Raw genomic sequence first — 10066 nt, 5'->3', positions numbered from 1 at the left:
GGTCGAGCTCACCGACGACATCGACCGCTACGGCCGCTGCGAGCTGGCCGTCCACGCCCGGGTCGCTGGCCCGCGGCGGGGCCCGGCCGTGCAGGCGGCGATCAAGGCGGGCCAGGCGGGGGCGGGGGGGGTGCCCGCCGACGGCACCCTGACCGTCGGTCCGGCGGTGCTGCAGCCCGGCGAGTACGTCGCCAAGCTGGTGGCCGCCGATCCGGAGTTCACCGCCGCGCTGCCCGACGACGCCGGGCTGGTGGTGCTCGACGCGGCGGTCACCCCCGAGCTGGAGGCCGAGGGCTGGGCCAAGGACCGGATCCGCGAGCTGCAGGAGCTGCGCAAGACCACCGGCCTGGACGTCTCCGACCGGATCACCGTGGTGCTGGCGGTGCCGGACGGGCGGGCCGCCTGGGCCCGCAGCCACGCCGAGCTGATCGCCGGTGAGATCCTGGCCACCGGCTTCGAAATAGGCGACCCGGGCCAGGATTGCGTCGAGATCGGCGACGGGGTTCGGGTGGCGATCAGCAAGGTGTGAGGTGCGCCCCCTCGGTGAGATCCCGCAGACCGGTGTAGCGCCGATGCACCTGCCGTGTCGGAATCGCTGGGGTCCAACGTGTCGTCGAAGGACAGCACGCCGCCGCTGCCCTGGGTCACCGTCCAGCCGTTGGTCTCATCGGCAGGTGGAGGTCGATGCCACGTTCGGTGAGTTCGCGGCGTCCGGCCTCGGTGAGGGTGACGGCGCGGGTGCCGGCTCGTTTTCTGATCCAGCCTCGGTCGATGAGTTGCGCGCAGAGCGCGTCTCCAAGGCCCCCGGCGAGGTGGTCGCGGCGTTCGGTCCAGTCCAGGCACGGGCGAATCAGTGGCCGACGCGACGGTGCCCCGATGGGGATGCCTAGCTCGCCGAACCACGTGGAGCCACCGACGCCCAGTTGCCAGTCGTCGGTGATGACGTCGAGGTCGCGAAGAGAGTCGGTGATGCATAGGCCAAGCGCACCGGCCAGATGCCGGTAGCAGGTGCGGCCCGACCGCAGTGCGGCGTCCCTGCAAACCGAGCGCAATGATGTTTTCAGTGGCTGAGGAGCGGAAATCGAGCCAATACCCTCGAGGACGTCCGCCACATGGGCATCGCGAAGTCGCAGGTAACGGTGACGGCCTTGCTTGACCTCGCTGCAGATCTCGGCGGCCACCAGACGGTGGGCGTGTTCGGTCGCTGTCGAACGGGCGACGCCCGCCAGAGCCGCCAACTCGGAAACCGTCCAGGCGCGGCCGTCGATCATCGCCAGAGCCATCGCTGCGCGGGACTCATCAGCCAGCACGGCGCAGAATCCGGAGACATCCGGCGTTGTGCTCGGCCCGTGGGTTCGCCCCATGACTTGATCATGCCTGGTAAACGGTTCGGTATCGGCCGAACCGTCCAGCGTTCACGCTTCTGTCATGACGAACAGCCATGTCACCATTGATCCGAAGGTCCTCTACGTGGGAACGCCTGTCGCGCTGATCACCACGATGAGTCCGGACGGCACCTGCAACATCGGTCCGATGTCCTCGGCCTGGGCGCTGGGGCGCACGATCGTGCTGGGCTGGGAGGCGACCTCGCAAACATTGGCCAACCTCGAACGCGAACGTGAATGCGTCATCAACTATCCCGATGCTGACCGCTGGGAGCAGGTGGATGTGATTGCCACCCTGACGGGCCATAATCCGCCAGCACCCCATAAGGCCGGCCAGTTCACCTACGCCCGCGATAAGTGGGGGCCGGGTAAGTTCACGTCGCAGGCGTCGGTTCACGTGACGCCTCCGCGGATCCAAGAATGTTCGATACAGTGCGAGGCTGACGTGATCGCAGTTCATAAGCCCCAGGGCCCCGACGGTGATGGATTCCGAATCGTGGAAACCCACGTCCGAGCCATCCACGCGCACCGTCGAGTCGTCACGCCAGGGACCGGTCATATCGATACCAACACCTGGAACCCCCTGCTCTACGTATTTCGTGAGTATTTCGGAACGGGTCCGCGGCTCGGAAAGACACATCGCCACTGACGCCCGACCGGCAAGTCACCGGCGAAGACCACCAGCCTCCCTGAACGTGAACGCGTCACCGACTTCGCCGCCTGACCCCAACCCGCACCGCCACGGAATTACCCGGCTACGCCGGGTACGTTCGGGGTTCCCACTCACCATCCGAGTTTCGGCCAGACATTGTTACGCGCAAACAGATTTCAGCGCTTCGAACTCGTCCTCAGATGTGACACCTGCGCTGGGGCCCACGCATCGGCGCTGACCGGCGGTCCGCCCACTACAACCGTGACCTGCCGTAACCGGGGCGCGACACCACCTCGACGTCATTTTCGGCAACGGTCACCATGGCTCGGGGGGTGCCGCCGGAATCGCGTTCTCCGGCGGCAGGGTCCCGTCCGAATACATCGTGTAGTCCACAACAACGGTCCCGGTCGAACCCGCCGACAGACCATGCTCCGGCATCGGCCGCCGCAGTCGGATCACGTCGTGTTCGCGCGGCTTTTCGTCGGGGCTCAACGGCAGCTCGTAGTCGCCAAACGCTGTCCGAAACCAGGCGACGGTTTCCTGGACGTCGGCCTCTTCTTCCGGAGTCAAGTCCTGCCGCTCGTCACTGAGCGCGCCGGCATACATGATCTCCAGAGAGTTCCAGTGTCCGAATAGCGAGTCGACCCACGACGGATCGGCGACTTCTGCCAGAGAGCGGATCGTCCACTCCAGATCGCGGTCCAGGCGTGCCAGGTCGGCGAAGCCGCCGCGGTAGCTGTTCAGCGAGCCGATCGCCAGCCGCCGCAGCGAGCCGATCCGGTCTCGGCCGTCTTCGTCCGCACCCACGTCGATGCCCTCGGTGACTGCGGCCAGTCAGCCGGGCTTGACCGCCCGCCAGCGCTGCCGACCGTCCTTGACCTCGGTCGCCACGTCGTCAAACCCGGCCTGCCGCAACCGATCCGCCAGCGAATCCGGCGGGACCGGGTTGTAGACGTCGCGCAGGTGCACCACCCGGAACCGCAGCGACGGCACCCCGTCGCTGCCGGCGAACACCCCGCCGGGCCGCAGCACCCGCAGCGCCTCGGCGAACAGCCGATCCTGCAGCTCCGGCGTCGGAACGTGGTGCAGCATGGTGAAACACACCACCGAGCTGAAATCGGCGTCGGGCAGCCCGGTGTCGGTGCCGTCGCCGGTGATGATCCGGGCCCGGGAGCCGTATTCGTCCTGCAGCCGCCCGGCCATCACCGAATCCAACTCCACCGCGGTCAGGCTCGGCGTCATGTCGACCAGCACCCGCAGGTTCGCGCCGTAGCCGGGCCCGATCTCCAGGGTGTTGTCGCCGAGGTCCACGCCGGCCAGCACCCACGGGATCATCTGCTCTTGGACCTGCCTGGCCCAGCGCCGGGAGGAACAGCATCGCCGATGCAAGAAGTTCATCGCCATACCGGCAGGCTATCGAGCCGACTCGGCACCGGCCAACCATTTTCCGCGGTGCCGCGCGGCGGTCGGCCGTCGGATGTCCGGCGCGGCGCTGACCTAGCATCGGCAGGTGTGGGCGAATCCGGCCGCTGGGTGCTGCATCTGGACATGGATGCGTTCTTCGCCTCCGTCGAGCAGCTGACCCGCCCGACGCTGCGCGACCGGCCGGTGCTGGTCGGCGGGATCGGCGGCCGCGGCGTGGTGGCCGGCGCCAGCTACCAGGCGCGGGTTTTCGGCGCCCACTCGGCGATGCCGATGCACCAGGCCCGGCGGCTGGTCGGTGCCGGCGCGGTGGTGCTGCCGCCGCGCGGCGGCGTCTACCGGGCGGCCAGCCGCCGGGTCTTCGAGACCGTTCGCGGGGTGATCCCGGTCGTCGAGCAGCTCTCCTTCGACGAGGGGTTCGGTGAGCCGGCCGAGCTGCGCGGCGCGACCCCGGCCGCCGTGGAGCGCTTCTGCGAGGAGCTGCGGCGTCGGGTCCGCGAGGAGACCGGGCTGGTCGCCTCGGTCGGCGCCGGCTCCGGCAAGCAGCTGGCCAAGATCGCCTCGGATCTGGCCAAGCCGGACGGGGTGCGGGTGGTTCCCCGGCCCGAGCAGCGCGCGTTGCTGGACGGCCTGCCGGTGCGCCGGCTCTGGGGGATCGGGCCGGTGGCCGAGGAGAAGCTGCACCGGCTGGGCATCGGCACCATCGGCCAGTTCGCCGCGCTGACCGACGCCGAGGTGGCCGGCATCCTGGGGGCCACCACCGGCGCCGCGCTGCACCGGCTGGCCCGCGGCGTCGACGACCGCCCGGTCGCCGAGCGTGCCGAGGCCAAGCAGATCAGCGCCGAGTCCACCTTCCCGACCGATCTGACCACCGTGGAGCGGCTGCACGAGGTGATCGGCCCGATCGCCGAGCACGCCTACCAGCGGCTGCTGCACGACGGCCGGGGCGCCCGCACGGTGACGGTGAAGCTGCGCAAGTCCGACATGGGCATCCTGACCCGCTCGGCCACCCTGCCGTACGCCACCACCGACGTCAGCGCGTTGGTCGCGGCGGCCCGGCGGCTGCTGCTGGACCCGCGGCAGGTCGGCCCGATCCGGCTGCTCGGGGTCGGTTTCTCCGGGCTGACCGAGGTGCGCCAGGAGCCGTTGTTCCCGGTGCTGGACCTGGTGGCCGACCCGGTGGAGTCGGCTCCGGCGGAAACGCCGCCCGACGTGGCAGCGGAACCGCCGGCCGAGCCCACCGGCTCGACGGTCGGCTGGGCGGTCGGCGACGACGTCGCGCACCGGGAGCTCGGCCACGGCTGGGTGCAGGGGGCCGGCCACGGCGTGGTGTCGGTGCGGTTCGAGACCCGGGCCACCGGACCCGGCCCGATGCGGACGTTCCGGCTGGACAACCCGGACCTGGTCGCCGCCGACCCGGTCGACAGCCTGGACTGGCCGGACTACCTCGCCCACCTGGCCCGGCTGGACACCGAGCACGGCTGAGCGCCGGTCAGCCCCAGCGGGCGATGACCTCGTCGACGGGCAGCCCACCGGCCAGCGCGGCCAGCACCAGCACCCGGGCCTGGGCGGGACGCAGCCGCGGCACCGGCACCGCGCCGGCGTCCACCAGCGCACGGCCCGGCCCGTAGGCCGGGCCGACCCGCCCGTCCGGCACCCGGCTGGACACCACCACCGCCAGCCCGGCGCGGCAGTGCCGGCGCACCGCGTCGATCACCGCCGCCGGCGCGTTGCCCGAGCCGAGCGCCTCCAGCACCACACCGCGGGCCCCGGCGGCCGCGCAGGCGTCCAGGGCGACGCCGTCGGCACCGGCGTACAGCGCGACGACGTCGACCCGCGGGCCGGGCGTCAGATCCCCCAGGTAGGGGCGGTCTGTCCACTCGGCGAGGTCGACCACACCGTCGCCGATGGCGCCGAGCCGCTGACCGGCGAACCCGGCCAGGTCCCGGGTGGCCACCTTCTGCAGCCGGAGCGGGGCCAGCACCCTCCCGGCGAAGCAGACCAGCACCCCGTGGCCGCGGGCGGCCGGGTCGGCGGCGACGGCCAGTGCGTCACGCAGATTCCCCGGCCCGTCGGCGTCCGGCGCGTCCGCGCTGCGCTGCGCGCCGGTGAGCACCACCGGCGCGTCACCGGCGTAGGTCAGCTCCAGCCAGAGCGCCGTCTCCTCCAGGGTGTCGGTGCCGTGGGTGACCACCACCCCGGCCGCGCCGCCGGCCACCGCGGCGTCCACCGCCCGGCGGATCCGGTCCCAGTCGGCCGGGGTCAGCTCGGAGCTGTCCTTCGCCATCAGGTCGACCACCGTCACCGAGTGACCACCGTCCAGGCCGGCCACCAGGTCGGCGCCGGCGCGGGTGGGCCGCAGCACCCCGGCGGCGTCGGCGCTGGTGGCGATCGTCCCGCCGGTGGTGATCACAGCGAGGCGGCTCATCCTGCGATCATGCCGCACCGGCGGGCTCGATCACGGCGATCGTCGGGCTAAGGAATGATGGGGGCGTGACCGAGGAAGCCACCACCGACGCCGCCGCCCCGGACGTGCCGACGCCGCCGCGGCGGCGGCTGCGGCTGCTGCTGTCGGTGGCCGCGGTCGTGCTGGTGCTCGACGTCGTCACCAAGGCGCTGGCCGTCGAGCTGCTGGCGCCGGGGGAGCCGGTGTCGATCATCGGCGACACGGTGACCTGGACGCTGGTCCGCAACTCCGGGGCGGCGTTCTCGATGGCCACCGGCTACACCTGGGTGCTGACCCTGGTGGCCAGCGCGGTGGTGGTCGGCATCGTCTGGATGGGCCGGCGGCTGGTCTCGCCGTGGTGGGCGGTCGGCCTGGGCATGATCCTCGGCGGGGCGATGGGCAACCTGATGGACCGGTTCTTCCGCTCGCCGGGCCCGCTGCGCGGCCACGTCGTCGACTTCCTGTCGTTCGGCTGGTGGCCGGTGTTCAACGTCGCCGACCCGGCCGTGGTCGGCGGGGCGATGCTGCTGGTCGCGCTCTCGATCTTCGGCTTCGACTTCGACACCGTCGGGTGCCGCCGGCCCGACCGGCCCCAGCGACCTCGCCGGTGAGCCACCGCTCGATGCCGGTCCCGGAGGGCCTGGCGGGGATGCGGGTCGACGCCGGGCTGGCCCGGCTGCTGGGCATGTCGCGGACCGCCGCCGCGGCGCTGGCCGAGGGCGGCGACGTCGAGTTGGACGGCGCGCCGGCCGGCAAGTCCGACCGGTTGGCCGCCGGCGCCTGGCTGCAGGTGCGGCTGCCGGAGCCGGCGGCGCCGGTGCAGAACACGCCCGTGGAAGTCGAGGGCATGACGGTGCTCTACGCCGATGACGACATCGTCGCGGTGGACAAACCGCCCGGGGTGGCCGCGCACGCGTCGGTGGGCTGGACCGGCCCGACGGTGCTGGGTGGGCTGGCCGCGGCCGGCTACCGGATCACCACCTCCGGGGTGCCGGAGCGACGCGGCATCGTGCACCGCCTCGACGCCGGCACATCGGGGGTGATGGTGGTCGCGCTCTCCGACCGCGCCTACACGGTGCTCAAGCGGGCCTTCAAGCAGCGCACCGTCGACAAGCGCTACCACGCCCTGGTGCAGGGCCACCCGGACCCGTCCAGCGGCACCATCGACGCGCCCATCGGCCGCCAGCACGGACGCGACTGGAAGTTCGCCGTCACCGCCGGTGGCCGGCACAGCATCACCCACTACGACACCATCGAGGCGTTCGTCGCCGCCAGCCTGCTCGACATCCACCTGGAGACCGGCCGCACCCACCAGATCCGGGTGCACTTCGCCGCCGTCCGCCGTCCCTGCTGCGGCGACCTGACCTACGGCGCCGATCCCAGGCTCGCGGAACGGCTTGGGCTGCAACGACAGTGGCTGCACGCGCGGGCGCTGGCCTTCGCCCACCCCGGCGACGGCCGGCCGATGGAGATCACCAGCCCGTACCCGGCGGACCTGCAGCACGCGCTGGACGTGCTGCGCGCCTCCGGTTGAATCGGGCGGCTCAGCCGGGCTTGCGGGCCTCGACGAGCACCCGGCTGGCATGCGCGACGAACGGCCCCTCGGCACCGATCCGCTCGTGCAACTCCCGCAGCCGGCCACGGTGTTCCCCGACGGTGAAGCCCGGCACCGTCCAGATCACCTTGCGCAGGAAGTAGACGACCGCGCCGACGTCGAAGAACTCCGCCCGCAGCCGTTCGATCCGCAGGTCCAGCACCTCCAGCCCGGCGGCCTCCGCCTGCGCCCGCTGGACGTCCGGGGCGTATCCGGCGCCCTTCTGCGGTGCCGGCCCGAGGAAGAACTCGGTCAGCTCGACCATCGACTCCGGCCCGACCTGCTGGGCCAGATAGCTGCCGCCGGGCCGCAGCACCCGGGCGATCTCGGCCCACCAGATCCCGTTCGGGTGCCGGCTGGTCACCAGGTCGAACGCCTCGTCGGCGAACGGAAGCGGCGGGCGCTCCGGCACCGACACCACCACCACGCCGAGCGGATGCAGCAGCCGGGTCGCCCGGGCGGCGTTCGGCGGCCAGGACTCGGTGGCGGCGGCGACCGGCGGGAAGCGAGTCAGCCGCCCGGCTCCGGCCAGCACCTCCCCGCCGCCGGTCTGCAGATCGACCGCGGCCGACGCCTCCGCCAGCCGCCGGCTGATCAACCGCTGGTAGCCCCAGGACGGGCGCTGCTCGGTGGCGCGGCCGTCCAGCCAGGAGAAGTCCCACCCGTCGACCGGCGCTGCGGCCGCCTCGGTCACCAGGTCGTCGAACGTCGGTGGCATGCCGGCATTCTCTCGCGGGCGGGCGCTTCGGGAGCGCGCGGGTCGCGGCCCGATCACCGGATGACGACATCGCGATGAAGCGCCGGTGCACCGCCGCCCGGAGGCTTAGGCTTGTCGCCATGAAGGAAATTCTGTTGCGGGGCAGCGCCCGGGTGGCAGCGTGGGGGATAGGGCTCCTGGTGGCGGCGTGGACAGTTCCGGGCGTCTCGATGCGGGCGCACGGGTTCATCGTCGCCTGGGTGTTCTTCTCGGCGGTGATGGGCGTGCTGTCGATGTTCCTGCTGCGGCTGCCGCACGGGTATGCCTCGCTCGGGCTGGGCAGCGCCGCGCTGATCACCACCTTCGTCGCGCTGGCCATCGGTGCGGCGACGGCGAACGGGCTGTCCATCCCGACGCCGGCCGCCTGGCTCGCCACCGGGGTGGTGGTCTGGCTGACGACGACGATCAGCGCCACCGTGGTGCCCGATGTCTACATCCGCAAAGGGACCGGCGCGAGCTGACCCGATCGACGCGAAAGCGACCGTGATGCCGGTGGCTCGATCCTGTTCGACGGTAGGATTGTGGCGTTCCACCGACTATTCGAGTGGGCGGCTATGTGGCTGTCCGGCAACGAGTGGGGAGACCATGGGCGACACACATCACGACCCGACCGATCATCTCCGGACCACCCACCAACACGCCGGTATCGCGGTGAAAGACAACTTCTTCTGGCCGGGGTTCATCCTGCTGGGCATCGCGGTGCTCGGGATGATCAGCACGGTGCTGGTGGCCGCCTACAAGCACTACGAGTGGATCGAGACGACGGTGCTCATCTCGGTGCTCGGCACGATCGGCGGGGCGTTGTGGCTGCTGGTCGAGCTGCGCCACGTGAACGGCGTCGACTTGTTGTTCGCCCGCCACTCGGGCTCCGCCGACGACGAGCCGGACTGATCGGCTGACCCGCCAGGTGCCGGGTCAGTCGGCGCTCTTCGGCGGCCGGATCTTGAACGAGACCCGCAGCTTGGTGCGGTAGATGATGGCGCCCTTGTCGTCCAGGGCGATGTCCTGCTCGACGACCTGGGCCACCCGGATGTCGTCGATGGTCTGCTTGGTCCGGTGAATCGCCTCGGCGGCGGCGTTCTCCCACGACGACGGGCTGGTCCCGATGATGTCGATGACCCGGTACACGCTCATCTCTCGTCTCCCTGTTGTCTCTGGCCGTAGTGGTCTCTGGGCCGAAGTGCGGACCGACAGCAACTGTCCCGGAAACGCTATCAGCATCGGCGCGGGCCGGGGTGGCTTCACCGCCGGGGAAGACACGCCCGTCGAGCCATCGAAGCGGGGTCGGCGCCCGGCCATAGACTGGCGGTCCTATGGACGGTTCCTTCGTGCACCTGCACAACCACACCGAGTACTCGATGCTGGACGGTGCCGCGAAGATCACCCCGATGCTGGCCGAGGCGCAGCGGCTGGACATGCCGGCGATCGGCATGACCGACCACGGAAACATGTTCGGTGCCAGCGAGTTCTACCGGGCGGCCACCGACGCCGGGATCAAACCGATCATCGGGGTGGAGGCCTATGTCGCCCCCGGTTCCCGTTTTGACACCCGCCGGATCCACTGGGGCGACCCGGGCCAGAAAAGCGACGACGTCTCCGGCGGCGGCTCCTACACCCACCTGACCATGGTCGCCGAGAACGCGACCGGCCTGCGCAACCTGTTCACGCTCTCCTCGCTCGCCTCGTTCGAGGGGCAGCTGGGCAAGTGGTCGCGGATGGACGCCGAACTGGTCGCCGAGCACGCCGCCGGCATCATCGCCACCACCGGCTGCCCGTCCGGGGAGGTGCAGACCCGGCTGCGACTCGGCCA

14 protein-coding genes are annotated in these 10066 nt (G+C 71.2%); 8 read left to right on the top strand and 6 right to left on the bottom strand.

Annotated features, from left to right (window positions below; all coding sequences use genetic code 11):
* Positions 1-529, top strand: a 529-nt coding sequence (locus AC2VNT_RS04370; protein ID WP_486945684.1) for a DUF5915 domain-containing protein, incomplete at its 5' end; no start/stop codon positions are given.
* Between the two features lie 115 nt (positions 530-644).
* Here the strand turns inward: AC2VNT_RS04370 and AC2VNT_RS04365 are convergent.
* Positions 645-1364, bottom strand: coding sequence for an ArsR/SmtB family transcription factor (locus AC2VNT_RS04365; protein ID WP_486945683.1), 720 nt, complete (start codon positions 1362-1364; stop codon positions 645-647).
* Between the two features lie 64 nt (positions 1365-1428).
* Between AC2VNT_RS04365 and AC2VNT_RS04360 the strand changes: the two genes are divergently transcribed.
* Positions 1429-2034: a flavin reductase family protein gene (locus AC2VNT_RS04360; protein WP_486945682.1), complete on the top strand. Its 606-nt coding sequence runs from the start codon at positions 1429-1431 to the stop codon at positions 2032-2034.
* 318 nt (positions 2035-2352) lie between these two features.
* Here the strand turns inward: AC2VNT_RS04360 and AC2VNT_RS04355 are convergent, their stop codons facing one another.
* Together AC2VNT_RS04355 and AC2VNT_RS04350 are read right to left on the bottom strand one after the other, a co-directional pair.
* Positions 2353-2844, bottom strand: a complete 492-nt coding sequence (locus tag AC2VNT_RS04355) for a hypothetical protein (protein ID WP_486945681.1) — start codon at positions 2842-2844, stop codon at positions 2353-2355.
* A 27-nt stretch (positions 2845-2871) separates the two neighbouring features.
* Complete coding sequence (locus AC2VNT_RS04350; RefSeq protein ID WP_486945680.1) at positions 2872-3441, bottom strand: class I SAM-dependent methyltransferase; 570 nt, start codon at positions 3439-3441, stop codon at positions 2872-2874.
* Positions 3442-3585: 144 nt separating this feature from the next.
* Here AC2VNT_RS04350 and AC2VNT_RS04345 point away from each other — a divergent pair, with 144 nt between their 5' ends.
* Complete coding sequence (locus tag AC2VNT_RS04345; protein WP_486945686.1) at positions 3586-4944, top strand: DNA polymerase IV; 1359 nt, start codon at positions 3586-3588, stop codon at positions 4942-4944.
* A 7-nt stretch (positions 4945-4951) separates the two neighbouring features.
* Here AC2VNT_RS04345 and AC2VNT_RS04340 read toward each other — a convergent pair whose 3' ends face one another.
* A complete protein-coding gene (locus tag AC2VNT_RS04340; RefSeq protein ID WP_486945679.1) occupies positions 4952-5887 on the bottom strand; it encodes an asparaginase in 936 nt (311 codons plus the stop codon).
* A gap of 29 nt (positions 5888-5916) precedes the next feature.
* Here AC2VNT_RS04340 and lspA point away from each other — a divergent pair, with 29 nt between their 5' ends.
* Complete coding sequence (gene lspA, locus AC2VNT_RS04335; protein WP_486945685.1) at positions 5917-6516, top strand: signal peptidase II; 600 nt, start codon at positions 5917-5919, stop codon at positions 6514-6516.
* The gene (locus tag AC2VNT_RS04330; protein ID WP_486945678.1) at positions 6513-7439 is read left to right on the top strand and encodes an RluA family pseudouridine synthase; all 927 of its coding nucleotides are present in this window, start codon (positions 6513-6515) and stop codon (positions 7437-7439) included. The genes lspA and AC2VNT_RS04330 overlap by 4 nt, the downstream gene beginning before the upstream one ends.
* A 10-nt stretch (positions 7440-7449) precedes the next feature.
* On the opposite strand, the gene AC2VNT_RS04325 is transcribed toward AC2VNT_RS04330, so the two are convergent.
* Complete coding sequence (locus AC2VNT_RS04325; protein ID WP_486945677.1) at positions 7450-8217, bottom strand: methyltransferase domain-containing protein; 768 nt, start codon at positions 8215-8217, stop codon at positions 7450-7452.
* Positions 8218-8336: 119 nt separating this feature from the next.
* Here AC2VNT_RS04325 and AC2VNT_RS04320 point away from each other — a divergent pair, with 119 nt between their 5' ends.
* A complete protein-coding gene (locus AC2VNT_RS04320; protein WP_486945676.1) occupies positions 8337-8717 on the top strand; it encodes a hypothetical protein in 381 nt (126 codons plus the stop codon).
* Between the two features lie 124 nt (positions 8718-8841).
* Positions 8842-9147, top strand: a complete 306-nt coding sequence (locus tag AC2VNT_RS04315; protein ID WP_486945675.1) for a hypothetical protein — start codon at positions 8842-8844, stop codon at positions 9145-9147.
* A gap of 24 nt (positions 9148-9171) precedes the next feature.
* Here the strand turns inward: AC2VNT_RS04315 and AC2VNT_RS04310 are convergent, their stop codons facing one another.
* Positions 9172-9390, bottom strand: a complete 219-nt coding sequence (locus AC2VNT_RS04310) for a dodecin family protein (protein WP_486945674.1) — start codon at positions 9388-9390, stop codon at positions 9172-9174.
* A gap of 179 nt (positions 9391-9569) precedes the next feature.
* On the opposite strand from AC2VNT_RS04310, the gene AC2VNT_RS04305 reads away from it, so the two are divergent.
* A partial coding sequence (locus AC2VNT_RS04305; RefSeq protein WP_486945673.1) for a PHP domain-containing protein occupies positions 9570-10066 on the top strand: 497 nt, incomplete at its 3' end.

The organism is Mycobacterium sp. TH-M15, from assembly GCF_057473705.1.
Note: the sequence above shows the minus strand (reverse complement) of the source record. Positions and strands in the feature narration are given on the sequence as shown.